Origin of the sequence: Bradyrhizobium sp. CCBAU 11386 (assembly GCF_028128955.1) — a bacterium.
Taxonomy (GTDB): domain Bacteria; phylum Pseudomonadota; class Alphaproteobacteria; order Rhizobiales; family Xanthobacteraceae; genus Bradyrhizobium.
The window spans coordinates 1-13,615 of sequence record NZ_LBKA01000217.1 but is presented as its reverse complement, the minus strand read 5'-3'; the positions used below and the strand labels follow the sequence as shown (position 1 = coordinate 13,615).

Sequence of the window (13,615 nt, the reverse complement as noted above, 5' to 3'; positions counted from 1 at the left end):
AACCCCATGGCCGCGATCCTTGCAGAACTCCTGGTTGATCTCGTCAAAAGCCTCGTCGGTAGCTGGCTGAGACAGGCTGCGGTGGCTATTTGTGCGTGGCTCGATACGAAGATTCACGGCCGCGCTGCACGCTTTATCGTGGGCGGCCTTCTCGGGCTCGCTGCCTATTTCCTAATTCCAGTTTTCGCCGGGCTGCTGGGGTTTTGATGCCCTCCGTGAAGGCAAATCTCATCATCGCATTGGCAATCGGGGCGCTCATCTCCTCTGTGCTCCTCGCCATGGAGCCGCTGACCGACTACGCTTTTCTTTCGCTGGAGTGGCCTGGCGTCACCGCAGCGTATTTGTTCTGGGGAGCGGTCGGAGGCTCAGCCTTTGCAGGGATTGCTATTTTCTGGGTCGTGAATGCACTCACCTACGGTCTGGGTGCTTTCGCCATTCTCAGCGTTCTCAAGTTGCTAACTCAGCCGAAGGCTTGAGAAGCGCGGTTACCCTTTGGATGTCACTTCGCGACCAGGGCGTACCCGGAATTTCGGCGTCACGCTCCCTAGCGCTTTGATCCTTCCTTGCCGCGTCGGGTCTCCTCGGCCTCGTTCACCAGCTTCAACGCGCTGCCGTCATAGCTCAGCTTCAGCCCACGGCCGACGATCCATATCCATCCCTCGCGGACGTCTTTGGTCGGCTGGGCGTTGAACTGGTCGGAGATCGATTTGACGGCGGCGTCTTGCGGGCCCGGACTGCTCAGCTCTGCATTGACGCGCCAGATGGGATGCCTGGCGTCAGCATCGTCGCTGTCAATCGTGAGCTTGGCGCCGTCGACGGCGCATTCGAGGGTGTAGGACTCGCGAAGCTGGCGGCAGCGGTAGCGACGTTGCGTGACGACCTTGTTTGTCTCCTCGAATGTCATCCCGGGCGAAAAGCCGAGGATGTCGGACTTCTTCACGAGGGCCAGCGACGCAGGCTTCAAAAAACCTGGCTGGATCGCCACGAGGGCGGCAACGGCAACAACGATCAAGCCGGCGATAACAATGGCAATTTTCATCAGCCCCTCGCGAGAAGCGACCGACCATACAACAGCCGGAGCATCCTGCCAGTCAGGCTTGGTGTCATCGCCAAGGGAGCTGTGCGGCGACAGTGCGTCACGCTGTGCACTATTGCCCCGGACGCAGCGCAGCGCGTCTTCCGCGGTGCGCTGCAGAGCCGGGGCCCATCTATCGGCTATGCAGTGTGTGGCTTGCTGGGTCCCGGCTCTGAGCAGCAGCGTTGCACGCTGCAGCGCGTCCGGGACACGAGATCACCGTCCTAGGCTGCAATCCGTTGCTCGACAGGCACCGTCAGGTACTTGAGCGCTTGTGCATGCTGCAGGTCAGGGACCGCAATCGCCGTGTGGCTGTAGATCGCATGGGTCCGCGATCTTGCGATCGTGTCCAGGATCTCCTTGCCCTTGATGACATGGAGGCCCATGCCCTCTTCGGACGGGAAGATTGCCAACACGACGTCATAGGCCGCGATGACGGCTTTGAGCGCCTCGGCCTTGTCTTCGGCGACGTCGACAAACACGCGAACATCGGCCGCGAGTTCACGCAGCTCGTGAAAATCCAGCACTGTGGGATACTCCAACGCAACGATACCAAGAGAGCTTGGATGCGTTGGGTTACTGAAGTGTCAACAACGAGGGTCCGAGCCACAGGTTTCGCGGTGGGGTGTCTTGATGAGGTATCTTGCGACCGCCCGTGAGCGCCGTTGTTGCGCGCGAAAGCTACGTCACTTGGCGTAGCCCTGGGAACGGAGCCACGCGATCTTGCGATCGCCGTTGATCCAGTCGTCGGCATCCGCCTTGCTGGTGAATCCGGTGATTTCGCGCTGTTCGTGGTCGGGATAGTCCGCCAGTATCTTCCAGTCGCCATCGGCGATCCGGACCGCTCTAAACGTCACTTTTGTTTTGGCCATGGCCGCACTATGCAGCAAATGCTCTCGAAAGAGAACCCGCCTTAGGATCGTCTATCTTTCCGCGTCTCAGGGAGCAGGCAATGCTGCTGTTCATCGGCCCGCTGCTGTTCGTCTTGCTGTTTTATGCCGCCGTCAGGGCAAGACAGGCAGGCCTCTCCGGTGCCAGGGTCGCACTCATTGTTGTCGTTGGCTCGGCCGGCATTGTTGTCCTGATGTTTGCAATCCTGGCGTGGGGCTTTCGTGACTTCGGGTGATGCGGGCATCACTGCTGCCTCGCGGCGAACCGGCAGAACCCTCTACGGTCATTGCTGAATTCGATTCGGCGCGTGTCGATGCAGGCGCTGTTATCCCGCCGAAACAGACGGAACTCGCGTCAAACTGCGGCTTGCGTTTTCGGCCCCGATGGGTTCTAAGCCCGGTGACTTCCTGACCGCTGGCATGAACACAAAGCGCGCTGCGCGGCTTTGTCGCGTGCCCGGCACGGTACCCTCAAAGCGCGCGCGCACCCCATTCAGAAGGACGTTTGACATGGCGAAGATGACCAAGACTCAATTGATCGATGCGATTGCCGAGGGCACGCAGCTTGCGAAGAACGACGTGAAGTCGGTCATCGAGTACATGGCGACGGTCGGCTACAAGGAGCTCAACGAATCCGGCGAGTTCGTCATTCCCGGTTTCGTGAAGATGTCGGTCGTGAACAAGCCGGCGACCGAAGCCCGCATGGGCGTCAATCCCTTCACCAAGGAGCCGATGCAGTTCGCGGCCAAGCCCGCCAGCAAGTCGGTGAAGGCCTCGCCGCTGAAGGTCGCCAAGGACGCTGTCTGATCCGGCCATCGCGCGCCGCCTGCGTGCCTGGAGCCCCGTTCCGATGGCGTCGGAACGGGGCTCTTGGTTTTTGTCTCTTTAGTTTTGTCTCGTTGTTTTTTGCTTGTTGTTTTTTCTTGGGCGGCGCGATGTCCGCCAAAGCGAAAACCCCGCCTGGGGGGAGCGGGGTTTTCTGATGGGGGTGAAGCCTGGGGGAAGCTTCAGGAATGAGACGCGCGAACCTCGCAAAAGGTTCAGCCCCTGAAGAAGAGATAGAGAAAAACCCCGCGCTTTCGCGCGGGGCTTTCCAAACTGACGGCGATGGGATTTCAGCGCCTGGCCGTCAGCCGTATCTCAAACCTAGGGTTGAAACTCCAAAAAGCAACAGCGCCGCGGTGACGGAGTATGTTCGTCAGGCGGCACTGCCGTATGACTGGGCGCTGAAATCCCCAGCCTTCATGGGTCCGCGCAGCGCCCAAAAGGTTCAAGACGATGGGCATGGAAATCGCGCGCGAGGAGGCTGGACTTTTTGTTCTCATTTTGTTCCTATGAGCCATCATCTTTTGGAATCGTCTTTTGGAATCCTTTGGGAGGTGACTCATGACCGTCGAAAAACAGCGCGAAGTGATCAGGCTCTGGAATCAGCTCAGGAAGGTCGAGGGCCCGGCGGCAGAAGAGCTCCGCATCCAGATCCTCGAATGCTTCTCCGAGAAGCGCAAAGAGAAGCGCGCGGCTTGATGAGCCTTCGGCCGGACGTCGGCCGCGATGGAGCACGAGATCGTCATCGTGCTTGCGGTGGTCTCGAAATTTCGGCGCCTTCGGCGCCCAAGATTTCTGCCGGCGAAGATTTCTGCCGACGACGACGCGACGGCACACCGCTTCATCGATCGTTAGGAATCGCTCCGCGCTGATTTTCTCGACTCCGATTCGTTCTTCGAGAACGAAATGGAGTCGGATGCAGAACAAGTTGCGCTCCTCGACGTCGATGCGAACGCGCGTGTCAGAACGAGACAGCGTGAGGCGTCGCACAGTGACGCTCTCGTCTGCCGCGCAGGACATTCGCGACGGGAGCGCGACATGGATGCGTGCTGGCTGATCGAGATGTTCGCCGGGATCGCAACAGCGTTCTGGTCCGACAGGCACGCAAGGTCATATGCAAGGCCGCGCCGCGCAGCGGCACGCCATCGGTGCCATCGGTGCCGCCGCCGCGATCGATGTCGACTGAAACGACATGACGGGACTATTCCACACCGCTTGTTAAGAGTTGCTCCGCGCCGATTTCTTCGATTCCGATTCGTTCTTCGAGAACGAAATGCAGGCGAAGCTGGAACAAAGCCGGTCGGCGGATGGCGGGCCGGCCTTGGCGTTCGCGCGACGCCTGAAGCGGCTCGCCAAGGTTCAAAAGGCGCTGCGCCAACTCCTAACGAAAGCTTGCGCGGGAAGCGATAACCCTATTCGGTTAGGTTAAAAGCCCAATCGCGTTGCGCTTGCCGCGGGTTGGAGTAGGTGTCTGGCAAGGACACGAAACGACTTTGCCAAGAAGCCATTTTGCCATGACACCTTTTTCAGAGACACCTTTTTCAGAGCCGTCCTTTTATCAAGGCGACCGGCACACCTACAGGCGCGTCGCCATCGTCGGCACGCTGTTCTGCCTCGCTTTCGTGGTGATCAGTTTTTCGCTGCGGCCGCAGCTCGAGGACACGCGCGTCGCGGTCAAGGCCGACCGGCTGGTGCGCACGGCAGGCCAGGCGCCGCACACCAATTAGCGCTCGTCACCACCGATCCGGTCGTCGGCGGCCGCGCGCGGGCACGCGGTGCCGCGGCTCGCGAGCGCGACGAAGCCGGCATAGCCGGACAGGTTGAGCAAGACTTCAAGCCACACGGGCATGTCGGACCTCACTTGCGTGAAGACAACCTCAACTTGCGCGCGCGGCGCTTGTTCCCGGCTCGTGGAAAAGAGATACGCCTGAAAGCCAAAAGGAAGTCCGCCCTAAAGTCGGGAGGAGGGGTCGAGCCGCCGACCGAGGGTCGCGACGGACTTGGAGGAGGGCTGTTCCCTAAGGAACCCGGCAATGGTCCGCGCCAGCTCGCCGTCGCTCATCGGCGTCGGCGGCGGGCGCAGCGTGCCGACACCGAAATTGCGGACGATCTCGTCGTAATGCTGATCGCCGGACCTGGGAACGAGCCGGCGGATCCGAGCCAGCAAAGCGGATATCCCTTTCCTCCTCGGCGCTCCGCCCCGCCGGCAGCTGTTTTTTTCTCTGCTGCCATTTGCTCCCGTGGAACTAAAAACCCCGCCAGCATCGCGGAGGATACTGACGGGGCTTTCGTGCTGGGCCTTCACCGGATAGCGGAGGCTTCGCACTTGCAGGTCCAACCGATGTGCGGCGATTTCGTTCCGGCTCGCATCGAGTTTTTTTGACCCGGCTCCGGTTCCGCACCGCGCGCAACCATCAAACGGCACCCGCGTTGTCACCCCCAGACGCGAAGGAGGAGCTCATGAAGAAGACACTGGCAGTTCTGGCCACCGTTGCAGCCGTCGGCGTGACCGCGGTGGCGGCGCCTGCCGAGGCGCGCGGTCGCGGCATCGGCCCGGGCCTCGCGTTCGGGCTTGCCGCCGGCGCGATCACCGCGGGCGCGATCGCCGCGTCCCATCCCTATGGCTATTACGGTCCGGGCTACGGCTATTATGACAGCCCGGGCTACTATTACGGACCTGGCCCGTACGCCTATTATGGCGACGGACCGTATTATCGCCGCCACTATTACCGCCACTGGTAACGGCGGGGTCAATGAAAAGCCCGGAGCGATGCTCCGGGCTTTTTTCATGCGTGGCGATCAGGCGCGTGCTACGGCCAGAGCGAGGGTCGCTCGACCTTGCGTGCGTTCTCAAGCGTCGACACGAAATACTCTTCGCGCTCGCGCTTGAACTTCTCCTGGGTGGCACGGAAGGCGGCGACACGGGCGGCGATCTCTTCGCGTTCACGGATCTTGCGTTGTTCGTCTTCGGTCATGTCCATCCCCTCTGTTCACACTTGGACGATGTTACTTGAGCTGTGTTTACTGGGTTGTGTTTACTGGGCTGTGTTCACGAGTGTGCTCAAGCGCTGCCGCCGCACCGGGCCTTGAGTCGCATTCAACACATTGGCGCTTCTGATTGGGGCGTCAATGGGGAGGAGGCATTGCAGGATTGTGATATGCGATAGGGCGGAAAAAATTGCCGAGTGCATTGCGTTCGCAGTTGATAACAGCGTCAACAATCTTGCCGCTTGTGCGTCCTGCAGCTAGCGCAAGAGCAAAGCGGGAGGCGTGCGATTGATTGCATCGGATCTTCGCAGCGGCGTTGAACGTCTCGGCGACATGATCGCCGAGGCGAAGACCATCGTGCCGTTCACCGGTGCCGGCATCTCGACCGAATGCGGCATCCCCGACTTCCGCTCGCCGGGCGGAATTTGGACGCGCTATCGTCCGATAGAGTTCGGCGAATTCGTCGCGAGCCGGGAAGCCCGCGACGAATCCTGGCGCCGACGCTTCGCGATGGAGGAGGTCTTTGCGGCGGCAAGGCCCGGCCGCGGCCATCGCGCGCTCGCTTCGCTCTACCGCGCCGGCAAGATCCCGGCGGTCATCACCCAGAACATCGACAATCTGCACCAGGCCTCGGGCTTCGCCAGCGAGCACGTGATTGAACTTCACGGAAATACTACTTATGCGCGATGCATCGGATGCGGGCAGGCCTATCAGCTCGACTGGGTGAAGCGCCGTTTCATTGAGGACGGCGCCCCCGACTGCACCGTGTGCGGCGAGCCGGTGAAGACCGCCACGATCTCGTTCGGCCAGATGATGCCGGACGAGGAGATGCAGCGCGCAACCGCGCTGTCGCGCGCCTGCGACCTCTTCATCGCGATCGGTTCCTCGCTCGTGGTGTGGCCGGCGGCGGGCTTTCCGATGATGGCGAAGAACGCGGGTGCACGTTTGGTGATCATCAATCGCGAGCCGACCGAGCAGGACGACATCGCCGACCTCGTCATCCGCCACGACATCGGCGAAACGCTCGGACCCTTTGTCGGCAATTGAGGCGTTAGTTTGATTCGCGGCTGTGCAAGCTGTTCATAGGTTCCGGCGAATCTCTTTTTTGTCTATGCGCCGCAACCGGGAGTGTTATCTTTTGAGTCGAAAGATTCGCGTCGCGTCGAATTGAGAACATTCTCTTAAGACGCGTGATTCGAGCGCCGCCACTGTGGCGGGTTGCATGGCATGTGTGGGGTCCGGGGTTATGGGGTCGTCGGACGGATTTGAGTCCAAAAAGCTTGGAGTTCCCGGACAGGGCACTTCGCCGGGGCGCATGACGCCGGGCGAGCACGGTAGCGGCCGCGAGAGCGGGCTCAGCCCGTTCACCGGCCTTGGCGAAGCCAGCGCCAACCTCGTTGAAGTCCACGGCGTCATCAAATGGTTCGACGCCTCCAAGGGTTACGGCTTCATCGTTCCCGACAATGGCTGGCCGGATGTGCTCCTGCACGTCACCGTGCTCAGGCGCGACGGCTTCCAGACCGCCTATGAGGGCGCGCGCATCGTCGTCGAATGCATCCAGCGCGCCAAGGGTTACCAGGCGTTCCGCGTGGTCTCGATGGACGAGTCGACCGCGATCCATCCGGCGCAGATGCTGCCGCCGCGCACCCACGTCACCGTCACCCCGACCAGCGGGCTGGAGCGGGCCCAGGTCAAATGGTTCAACCGGCTGCGCGGCTTCGGCTTCCTGACCTGCGGCGAGGGCACGCCCGACATTTTTGTGCACATGGAGACGCTGCGCCGCTTTGGCATGACCGAATTGCGCCCCGGCCAATATGTCCTGGTTCGCTTCGGGCCCGGCTCCAAGGGCATGATGGCGGCCGAGATCCATCCCGAGACCGGATCGCCTGGACTGCAATCGCACTAGCGGCGGCAGGATCGCCAATTCCCGTAATCGTGAGCAGAGGCGCGCCGGTTGACCGGCGCGCCTCTGGCTTTTCGGGCGGTCGCCGCGTAGGACTGTTCCGTTCCCACGCCCTGAGTGCCATCCCATGAAGTTTGATCGAAAGGCTGTCTGGTCCGTTGCGCGCGGCTGGCTTGCCGTCATCCTGGTCGTCGTCAGCGTTGCCGTGGCGGCCGGATCCGTCCGCGCCGCGAGCTTCCAGCCGCTCGAGATCGTCACCAAAAGCGGTGTGCAGGTGTTCTCGGTTGAAGTGGCCACGACCGAGCAGGAGAAGCAGACCGGCCTGATGTACCGCAAGGAGCTGGCCGACGGCAAAGGCATGCTGTTCGACTTCAATCCCGAGCAGGAAGTGTCGATGTGGATGAAGAACACCTATGTCTCGCTCGACATGATCTTCATCCGCGCCGACGGCCGCATCCTGCGCATTGCCGAGAATACCGAGCCGCTGTCGACCAAGATCATCTCGTCCCGGGGCCCTGCGCGGGCCGTTCTCGAGGTGGTGGCGGGAACGGCGCAGAAATACGGCATCCGCCCCGGCGACCGCGTCGGCCACCCGCTATTCGGCAGCAAATAGAGCCATCCGGCGGGGACTTTCCAGCCTTGCTGGCGCCTTTAGGGAGCTTGCTGGCGCTTTGGGAAGCGTGTATCGACAGGGCTCGCCGGACATTCGGGGTATAGCGCAGCCTGGTAGCGCGGCAGTTTTGGGTACTGCAGGTCGTTGGTTCGAATCCAGCTGCCCCGACCAACAAAATCAACCACTTAGCTTGGTATTTTAGAGCTCTGACTTCCCAGTTTTTCCGATTGGGAAGGCCATGGGAAGACAATTTGTCGCGGGAATGAATAGGTGACTGACACGTTCGAGGATAAGAAGAAGCTCGCCCAGGAGCACTTCAAGGGGTCGGTTGGAGAATCGGACGAGACGACGCCTGAGGCAATTACCGAAGTGGTCGAGAGGTTCGCCTCTTCACTCGGTGGAGCACCTCAGTTTGTGCCAGTCAGGCAGGATCAGTATGGGCTGTTTGGATGGTGCTCCGACGGCGTTCTCGAAAAAGTAAAGAACGACGGCGGCGGAATTCGATTCGGCTGGACCATTTGGGAGTGGCCCAAAATCTTTCTCACCGCTGAATTTCACGCGGTGTGGATCTCGCAGGATGGGGCCCTAATCGATATCACACCTAAGCCGCAGCGGGAGACCCGAATCGTGTTCGTGCCGGATGCGTCTTACCCGGCCGATTTTGATTTCGACAATCGCCCGACCAATCGCCGTTTTCGGATTCCGCAGGAGCCCGATTACAAAATGCTGGCCGAGGCCGGGATCTCAAGGATGAAACCTTCTCAGCTCGAGTACGAACGTAAACGGGCAGCTAAGAAGGATATACCTGTCACTGATTGGGTTGCGTCGAAGCTGCCCCGGGCAACGTTCCCATTGCTGGTGGATGAGCTTATCCAAGTCTGCGATGCCTTAGATCGCAAGACGGACGAACTCTCCGGAGCGAGCAATTTCTTCAGTCCAGATCGGGAATACGGCGATTTGCTGAAGAGGAAGATTGCCTTGATGCAAGCCGCGGAGGTAGCCGCAAGGAATTCGTGAGAGAGCGCGGGACCGAAGCCCCGCGCCATTCCTCAGTCTAGATGCGCCTCTTAAGCGGGATGGATTTTGGCTTGCTAAGGGCCTTTCTTAGTCGAGCCTCTGCCTCGCGCAGCTGCTGCTCGGCCTTACATTTTGCGACAATGGCGTCGATCACCTCTTGGCCCGCCTGATTAGGTTTCATTTGACCTCCTGATGTGAACGAGAGAGGCCACCTCTAAGGGGGCATGGAAAGACAGAAATCAATCACCACGACGATCGCGGCAACTGTCGAACCACGTGTTGCGCGGCCTGCGAAGCTTGTGAACGCCGAAACATGCAGTCGGGAGGGGGCCCGAGGAAAGAAAAGGCCCGCCAGCGTGAACCGGCGCTATGATATAAACCGACGGTCACGCCGGGAGGTATCATGACCGACGAAGAACTCCCGCCCGAATGGCGCGGCGTCTCGGGCCTGCGCATTATCATTCCGCACGGCAGACCGGACGTGATGCTGGTCGAGATCAAAACGCTATCTGGGCCGATCCGATTGTCGATGCCAAGGAGCATTGCATTGACCGTTGGCCGATCGATCGTACAAGAGGCGGAAAAGCTTGCGCCCGACCCGTTTGACTCTTGAGCGGCGCGGCGAGCCGCCCCCCCGTAAATCTCCCAGGTTCGAAGAAAAAACCCGCCAGCCTTGTGAGCCGGCGGGAAGTTTATTTGGACTGTAGATTGCGATCGGGGGTGCCGGCCGCAGATTGAAGTGTATGTGAGCTCAGACGAACCCGCGAGCCTATCTAAACGGCAGATTGTGCCTCAGCCGCCGGCGGTGCCTCCGACGCGCCAGTCGCCGTCGTCGTACTTCATCTCAAATCGAAGGAGCATCTCCCTCAGATGGTAGACGGCAAACAGGGCTAGGTTTCTCTTCTCACAGACTGGCGGCTCGCCGTCTGCGTCGTGGGCGAGATCTGCCGCGATCCGACCCATGTTGACCAAATCGCGCAGGTCGCCTTCCAATTGATGGTAGGCACCGGCGTCCAGACGGTCGCGTTCGGCCCTCGCACCGTCGGGCACCAGATCAATCACGTTGCTCATGCTGATCGCTCCTGGCGCTGGCAGTGGCGCGCAATCAGTTCGAACAGGGATCGCAGGAACTGGATCTCGAAATCTTCGAGATTGCGGCCAGAGTCGCCGCTGCCGTTCTGCTCCTGATCCATCACGACTTCGGCGAGACTCACGAGCGACCAAAGCTCAACAGTTCGGATCGTCTTAGCCTTGCGCATCAGGCGTGTGATCCTGCGCAGCACGGAGTTCCGCCGCTCCCACACCCCGTTGTTGACAATATCTACGACGGTGGAATTGCCGGTGTGCTCCGCGACCCAGGCACCATTCAATGAGCCGTTGAGCGCGGTATAGGTCACGGCCGCGCGCATGATCTGGGATTCGCGGTCAAGGTCTTCCTCGGATTTTGGGGACACAGGAAGCGCCGTTACCTCGGCAACATTGCTCGGAGACAGGGCAACGGCCGGCGGCGCCATGGCTCGGGCGGCGTCCAGATCAATGATGTTGCTTGCAGACGTGTTTAGGGGTGGCGTGCTATGCACGCTGTCAGCCTTGGTCATCTTGAATACCCTTCTGTGATCGAGGTTAGGGCCGAGGTGGGAGCTGATACCTTCCCCTTGGCCTGTTTTTATGGTAGCACCGCAATTATGAAGAAGTCAATTAAGGTAGCACCAAAAAAGCGAGGCCGGCCTCCTTCTGGCGGGCGAGACCCTGGCGTCCATATTCGACTGCCAGAAGCTATGATTGCAGCGATTGACGCGCGCGCCTTGACCGACGGGACGACGCGCTCCGAAGCCATCCGCCGGCTTGTCGAGCTTGGCTTGGGCAAAGCCGCTCCCGCCATCACGGTTACGTCCACCGCCAAGGGCTCGGCGGACCGTGCTAAGGAACTCGCGGGCAAGACGATCGACAAGCTGACCGATCCCGCAGCCACCTCAAGCGACCAAGCCAGCCGTAAACGGCGGCTTGTCAAAGGGCCCGAGGAATTCCAGAGCGTCCGACGCGATCGGCCAAATCGAAAATGAATTGATGGGGCGCCGCGGGCTGGTCGAGCTCGGGCTGAAGGGTGGCTTTCCGATGGAACGTCGATCTAGCAATGTGCTGCTGGCCGTTAGCGCGGTTCTCATGGCAATAGGCTTTTGCGTCGCAATCGGCTCGACTGGGTTTTTCATGAACCTCCTCGGCGCCGCCTTCGCGGCGATAGGTGGCGCAGCCGTATACCTCAATCTGGCCGAGAGAACAGAACGGAAGCGACGCGCCAGAAACGGGTTTTGAGCAGCGGGCTGGGCCGGCCGGGCTCCCCTTGCGCTCGCCCTCCGGTTGCGATTGGCTTATTCGGATGCTGGGGAGGAAACATCATGCCATTCAAGCCAGAGGCCCAAGACGCAGTTTGTGACCTTCTACGCTGGCTCAGGGGCAATCTTCTCTTGATCCTTTTCCTGTTGTTGGTCGCTCTACAGTTTATGACATGGCATTCGGTTGTAGAGCTCGCTCGCGCGCTCCCGCGTGATCCACCTCGCTGTGGTACGCACGACCCGTGCATTGTGGAACTCAGCGAATATTCCATTCGACAAATTCGCCCGCGGTGACGAGCATGGTGGAATTCTTGAATGAGAACTGGGCCGCACTGTCCGCAGCCCGCTGGACATTCGCTACGCTTGTTGTCCTCAGCTTCAGCGCGGCATTCGGAGCATGCAAACTTGTCTACAGCACAAGGCTTTCAAACCTGAAGTCTGAACTTGAAAGTGCGAAGAGGCGTATTGCCAGTCAGCCGAGCGATTTGTTTCAGCGGGCAGCAAGGACAGAGATTGAGCGGTTCTTAACCGAGGCTAACACGATAAGCGCGCACTACAGCGATATGCCGGCCGACCGGATCGAAAGCTGGCACAATGGTGTTGCGAAGTTTCTTTCTGAGAGATTTTCAGATGACATCGCAAAAACGTTCGCAACTGCCGGAGGCAGCGATCTCAATATCGCTCGCGATCATCGATTTAGCATGAACTTCCAAAGGATACTTGGCGCCAAGACCAGCTATCTGAGCGAGATTGTTCGCGACCTGAGCTATCGCTGAACGATTCACGAATTGTTGCAGTAGCCAGGGCCAGCGTACGCGCCAGATTCGCAAGCCGAGTCCCATCAACGACTTACGCTGATCAGTCCACACGTCGCGCAGACGCGCGTTCAGCAATTGCGGCTTGATTCCCTGCGCGGCTAGACTCGTCCCCCGGCATGGGGGACTGAAGTGCGGGCGCGCATTAAGCAGCGATTGACTGAACTGGCCGGGCTCGATCCGAAGATCGGCGGCAACGACCAATTCCTATTCGGGATGCTCATCGGCGCCGTCCTGACGGTCTGTGCCTACTGGGCTGCATTCTCGCCGTGCGGATAGTACGGCAAGCAGGAAAAACATGCATCTCTTCGGAACCTTGGTTCCCACCTGCTGTTCATCTCGGATGGATTGGGTTCTAGGGATAATTTCGGTTTTCTGCTTTGCTGCTGGGCTTACTACCCTCGCGCTCGCGCTTGGAGTGGTGGCGCTGATCAGCAATATCGGTATCATCGCATTAAGATTGAGGGCTCGAGGCCAGGGAGGCTTTCCCGACCACGGCTGGGTGGCTCCCAAGCTCTTTACAGCGCTGATGCTCGTTGCGGCCGTTTGGTTATTCGCCGCGCAAGCGGGCTACATTGGTTAGCCGTCAGCCGAGCGCGTCTCGCACAATCTTTGCGCAATTGCCGTGCTCGATCTGCCGCGCTGGCTCCGGCTCGATGATGCGCGGCGGCACGGTGGTGCCAGGCGGCTGAACAATCACAATTTGCAAGCCGGGCAACTGCTGCGGGCCGCGCTGATTGCCCGCCGCTGCGGCGTCAGGCGAAAATCCGGCCACTCCCAGAAGAAAGCTCGATGCTCGGTCGCGGACCATTTCATTGGCGCTGTCGAGCAAGGCGAGCTTGGTTGCGCCGGCGCGAGCCGCACCGACTGCGAGCGTACGCTGGATCTTCTGGCGCAGGTGCTCGGCGATATGAGGCTTGGACAACTCGCGGGATAGGTGCTCCCGGCTTAGGCCGGCGTGCTCCGCGGCGTCGGTCACGGTCTTGACCGTGCCAGCGACCAGGGCGTCGATGGCCTCCCGCACTTTCGCAGAGATAGGCTTCGGCTTGCGGGTGATGGCTGGAGGGTTTGTCAGTAAGCGCTTAGCCGGAACCCTTGCTTCGGGATCTGGATAGCTATGCGAAGAAGCCTCCGGCTTGGACGGAGGTTTGAGATG

General features: G+C 60.3%; 26 protein-coding genes and 1 tRNA gene. 17 read left to right on the top strand and 10 right to left on the bottom strand.

The features are described 5' to 3' along the window. Nucleotides 1-6: 6 nt before the first annotated feature. Together XI09_RS18095 and XI09_RS18090 are read left to right on the top strand one after the other, a co-directional pair. Nucleotides 7-207, top strand: a complete 201-nt coding sequence (locus XI09_RS18095) for a hypothetical protein (RefSeq protein WP_271568033.1) — start codon at nt 7-9, stop codon at nt 205-207. Next, on the top strand, nt 207-476 hold the full coding sequence (locus XI09_RS18090; protein WP_271568032.1) for a hypothetical protein: 270 nt from the start codon (nt 207-209) through the stop codon (nt 474-476). The genes XI09_RS18095 and XI09_RS18090 overlap by 1 nt, the downstream gene beginning before the upstream one ends. A 68-nt stretch (nt 477-544) precedes the next feature. On the opposite strand, the gene XI09_RS18085 is transcribed toward XI09_RS18090, so the two are convergent. From XI09_RS18085 to XI09_RS18075, 3 genes are all read right to left on the bottom strand, one after another. Continuing rightward, nucleotides 545-1,039 carry a hypothetical protein gene (locus XI09_RS18085; RefSeq protein ID WP_271568031.1) on the bottom strand — a complete coding sequence of 165 codons (495 nt, stop codon included), beginning with the start codon at nt 1,037-1,039 and terminating at the stop codon, nt 545-547. A 260-nt stretch (nt 1,040-1,299) separates the two neighbouring features. Further along, a complete protein-coding gene (locus XI09_RS18080; RefSeq protein ID WP_271568030.1) occupies nt 1,300-1,602 on the bottom strand; it encodes a hypothetical protein in 303 nt (100 codons plus the stop codon). A 159-nt stretch (nt 1,603-1,761) separates the two neighbouring features. After that, nucleotides 1,762-1,947, bottom strand: a complete 186-nt coding sequence (locus XI09_RS18075; RefSeq protein WP_027542681.1) for a hypothetical protein — start codon at nt 1,945-1,947, stop codon at nt 1,762-1,764. Nucleotides 1,948-2,027: 80 nt separating this feature from the next. Here XI09_RS18075 and XI09_RS18070 point away from each other — a divergent pair, with 80 nt between their 5' ends. Both XI09_RS18070 and XI09_RS18065 read left to right on the top strand, forming a co-directional pair. Next, on the top strand, nt 2,028-2,201 hold the full coding sequence (locus XI09_RS18070; RefSeq protein ID WP_271568029.1) for a hypothetical protein: 174 nt from the start codon (nt 2,028-2,030) through the stop codon (nt 2,199-2,201). A gap of 274 nt (nt 2,202-2,475) precedes the next feature. Further along, nucleotides 2,476-2,772: an HU family DNA-binding protein gene (locus tag XI09_RS18065; protein ID WP_027542683.1), complete on the top strand. Its 297-nt coding sequence runs from the start codon at nt 2,476-2,478 to the stop codon at nt 2,770-2,772. Between the two features lie 525 nt (nt 2,773-3,297). Here XI09_RS18065 and XI09_RS18060 read toward each other — a convergent pair. After that, nucleotides 3,298-3,780 carry a hypothetical protein gene (locus XI09_RS18060; protein WP_271568071.1) on the bottom strand — a complete coding sequence of 161 codons (483 nt, stop codon included), beginning with the start codon at nt 3,778-3,780 and terminating at the stop codon, nt 3,298-3,300. 524 nt (nt 3,781-4,304) lie between these two features. Here XI09_RS18060 and XI09_RS18055 point away from each other — a divergent pair. Further along, nucleotides 4,305-4,517 (top strand): hypothetical protein, encoded by a 213-nt coding sequence (locus XI09_RS18055; RefSeq protein WP_271568028.1) that lies wholly within the window; start codon nt 4,305-4,307, stop codon nt 4,515-4,517. Here the strand turns inward: XI09_RS18055 and XI09_RS18050 are convergent. After that, on the bottom strand, nt 4,514-4,639 hold the full coding sequence (locus XI09_RS18050) for a hypothetical protein (RefSeq protein ID WP_271568027.1): 126 nt from the start codon (nt 4,637-4,639) through the stop codon (nt 4,514-4,516). The two genes, XI09_RS18055 and XI09_RS18050, sit on opposite strands and share 4 nt — an antisense overlap. Nucleotides 4,640-4,741: 102 nt before the next feature. Beyond that, complete coding sequence (locus XI09_RS18045; protein WP_271568026.1) at nt 4,742-4,957, bottom strand: hypothetical protein; 216 nt, start codon at nt 4,955-4,957, stop codon at nt 4,742-4,744. Nucleotides 4,958-5,250: 293 nt separating this feature from the next. On the opposite strand from XI09_RS18045, the gene XI09_RS18040 reads away from it, so the two are divergent. Further along, nucleotides 5,251-5,532 (top strand): hypothetical protein, encoded by a 282-nt coding sequence (locus XI09_RS18040; protein ID WP_271568025.1) that lies wholly within the window; start codon nt 5,251-5,253, stop codon nt 5,530-5,532. Between the two features lie 68 nt (nt 5,533-5,600). On the opposite strand, the gene XI09_RS18035 is transcribed toward XI09_RS18040, so the two are convergent. Continuing rightward, the gene (locus XI09_RS18035; protein WP_164933808.1) at nt 5,601-5,765 is read right to left on the bottom strand and encodes a hypothetical protein; all 165 of its coding nucleotides are present in this window, start codon (nt 5,763-5,765) and stop codon (nt 5,601-5,603) included. Nucleotides 5,766-6,066: 301 nt separating this feature from the next. Here XI09_RS18035 and XI09_RS18030 point away from each other — a divergent pair, with 301 nt between their 5' ends. The 6 genes from XI09_RS18030 to XI09_RS18005 all read left to right on the top strand — a co-directional run bounded on the left by XI09_RS18030 (nt 6,067) and on the right by XI09_RS18005 (nt 9,924). Beyond that, nucleotides 6,067-6,825, top strand: a complete 759-nt coding sequence (locus tag XI09_RS18030) for an SIR2 family NAD-dependent protein deacylase (protein ID WP_271568024.1) — start codon at nt 6,067-6,069, stop codon at nt 6,823-6,825. A 199-nt stretch (nt 6,826-7,024) separates the two neighbouring features. Beyond that, nucleotides 7,025-7,684, top strand: coding sequence for a cold-shock protein (locus tag XI09_RS18025; protein WP_027542689.1), 660 nt, complete (start codon nt 7,025-7,027; stop codon nt 7,682-7,684). A gap of 124 nt (nt 7,685-7,808) precedes the next feature. Next, nucleotides 7,809-8,294 carry a DUF192 domain-containing protein gene (locus tag XI09_RS18020; RefSeq protein WP_271568023.1) on the top strand — a complete coding sequence of 162 codons (486 nt, stop codon included), beginning with the start codon at nt 7,809-7,811 and terminating at the stop codon, nt 8,292-8,294. Nucleotides 8,295-8,388: 94 nt separating this feature from the next. Next, a tRNA-Pro gene (locus XI09_RS18015) sits at nt 8,389-8,465 on the top strand. 99 nt (nt 8,466-8,564) lie between these two features. Next, a complete protein-coding gene (locus XI09_RS18010; RefSeq protein WP_271568022.1) occupies nt 8,565-9,311 on the top strand; it encodes a hypothetical protein in 747 nt (248 codons plus the stop codon). 403 nt (nt 9,312-9,714) lie between these two features. Next, the gene (locus XI09_RS18005) at nt 9,715-9,924 is read left to right on the top strand and encodes a hypothetical protein (RefSeq protein ID WP_271568021.1); all 210 of its coding nucleotides are present in this window, start codon (nt 9,715-9,717) and stop codon (nt 9,922-9,924) included. A gap of 179 nt (nt 9,925-10,103) precedes the next feature. Here the strand turns inward: XI09_RS18005 and XI09_RS18000 are convergent, their stop codons facing one another. Beyond that, complete coding sequence (locus tag XI09_RS18000) at nt 10,104-10,382, bottom strand: hypothetical protein (RefSeq protein WP_271568020.1); 279 nt, start codon at nt 10,380-10,382, stop codon at nt 10,104-10,106. Beyond that, nucleotides 10,379-10,909, bottom strand: coding sequence for a hypothetical protein (locus tag XI09_RS17995; protein ID WP_271568019.1), 531 nt, complete (start codon nt 10,907-10,909; stop codon nt 10,379-10,381). The genes XI09_RS18000 and XI09_RS17995 overlap by 4 nt, the downstream gene beginning before the upstream one ends. Here XI09_RS17995 and XI09_RS17990 point away from each other — a divergent pair. The 5 genes from XI09_RS17990 to XI09_RS17970 all read left to right on the top strand — a co-directional run bounded on the left by XI09_RS17990 (nt 10,886) and on the right by XI09_RS17970 (nt 13,042). Beyond that, nucleotides 10,886-11,374: a ribbon-helix-helix domain-containing protein gene (locus tag XI09_RS17990; RefSeq protein ID WP_333939110.1), complete on the top strand. Its 489-nt coding sequence runs from the start codon at nt 10,886-10,888 to the stop codon at nt 11,372-11,374. The two genes, XI09_RS17995 and XI09_RS17990, sit on opposite strands and share 24 nt — an antisense overlap. A 1-nt stretch (nt 11,375) precedes the next feature. Continuing rightward, complete coding sequence (locus tag XI09_RS17985) at nt 11,376-11,624, top strand: hypothetical protein (protein ID WP_271568018.1); 249 nt, start codon at nt 11,376-11,378, stop codon at nt 11,622-11,624. 319 nt (nt 11,625-11,943) lie between these two features. Next, nucleotides 11,944-12,420, top strand: a complete 477-nt coding sequence (locus XI09_RS17980; protein ID WP_271568017.1) for a hypothetical protein — start codon at nt 11,944-11,946, stop codon at nt 12,418-12,420. A 171-nt stretch (nt 12,421-12,591) separates the two neighbouring features. After that, on the top strand, nt 12,592-12,738 hold the full coding sequence (locus XI09_RS17975; RefSeq protein ID WP_271568016.1) for a hypothetical protein: 147 nt from the start codon (nt 12,592-12,594) through the stop codon (nt 12,736-12,738). Between the two features lie 19 nt (nt 12,739-12,757). Continuing rightward, on the top strand, nt 12,758-13,042 hold the full coding sequence (locus XI09_RS17970) for a hypothetical protein (protein WP_271568015.1): 285 nt from the start codon (nt 12,758-12,760) through the stop codon (nt 13,040-13,042). Between the two features lie 3 nt (nt 13,043-13,045). Here XI09_RS17970 and XI09_RS17965 read toward each other — a convergent pair. Then, nucleotides 13,046-13,615: hypothetical protein (locus tag XI09_RS17965; protein WP_271568014.1), on the bottom strand; the 570-nt coding region annotated here is incomplete at its 5' end.

Excerpts from the sequence above, each read along its gene's own strand:
- XI09_RS18035 (WP_164933808.1), bottom strand. The coding sequence starts at position 5,765 with ATGACCGAAGACGAACAACGCAAGATCCGTGAACGCGAAGAGATCGCC.
- XI09_RS18000 (WP_271568020.1), bottom strand. The coding sequence starts at position 10,382 with ATGAGCAACGTGATTGATCTGGTGCCCGACGGTGCGAGGGCCGAACGC.
- XI09_RS18025 (WP_027542689.1), top strand. The coding sequence starts at position 7,025 with ATGGGGTCGTCGGACGGATTTGAGTCCAAAAAGCTTGGAGTTCCCGGA.
- XI09_RS18065 (WP_027542683.1), top strand. The coding sequence starts at position 2,476 with ATGGCGAAGATGACCAAGACTCAATTGATCGATGCGATTGCCGAGGGC.
- XI09_RS17995 (WP_271568019.1), bottom strand. The coding sequence starts at position 10,909 with ATGACCAAGGCTGACAGCGTGCATAGCACGCCACCCCTAAACACGTCT.
- XI09_RS18075 (WP_027542681.1), bottom strand. The coding sequence starts at position 1,947 with ATGGCCAAAACAAAAGTGACGTTTAGAGCGGTCCGGATCGCCGATGGC.
- XI09_RS18055 (WP_271568028.1), top strand. The coding sequence starts at position 4,305 with ATGACACCTTTTTCAGAGACACCTTTTTCAGAGCCGTCCTTTTATCAA.
- XI09_RS17970 (WP_271568015.1), top strand. The coding sequence starts at position 12,758 with ATGCATCTCTTCGGAACCTTGGTTCCCACCTGCTGTTCATCTCGGATG.
- XI09_RS17990 (WP_333939110.1), top strand. The coding sequence starts at position 10,886 with ATGCACGCTGTCAGCCTTGGTCATCTTGAATACCCTTCTGTGATCGAG.
- XI09_RS18085 (WP_271568031.1), bottom strand. The coding sequence starts at position 1,039 with ATGAAAATTGCCATTGTTATCGCCGGCTTGATCGTTGTTGCCGTTGCC.
- XI09_RS18050 (WP_271568027.1), bottom strand. The coding sequence starts at position 4,639 with ATGCCCGTGTGGCTTGAAGTCTTGCTCAACCTGTCCGGCTATGCCGGC.
- XI09_RS18070 (WP_271568029.1), top strand. The coding sequence starts at position 2,028 with ATGCTGCTGTTCATCGGCCCGCTGCTGTTCGTCTTGCTGTTTTATGCC.
- XI09_RS18005 (WP_271568021.1), top strand. The coding sequence starts at position 9,715 with ATGACCGACGAAGAACTCCCGCCCGAATGGCGCGGCGTCTCGGGCCTG.
- XI09_RS18095 (WP_271568033.1), top strand. The coding sequence starts at position 7 with ATGGCCGCGATCCTTGCAGAACTCCTGGTTGATCTCGTCAAAAGCCTC.
- XI09_RS18090 (WP_271568032.1), top strand. The coding sequence starts at position 207 with ATGCCCTCCGTGAAGGCAAATCTCATCATCGCATTGGCAATCGGGGCG.
- XI09_RS17980 (WP_271568017.1), top strand. The coding sequence starts at position 11,944 with ATGGTGGAATTCTTGAATGAGAACTGGGCCGCACTGTCCGCAGCCCGC.
- XI09_RS18040 (WP_271568025.1), top strand. The coding sequence starts at position 5,251 with ATGAAGAAGACACTGGCAGTTCTGGCCACCGTTGCAGCCGTCGGCGTG.
- XI09_RS18020 (WP_271568023.1), top strand. The coding sequence starts at position 7,809 with ATGAAGTTTGATCGAAAGGCTGTCTGGTCCGTTGCGCGCGGCTGGCTT.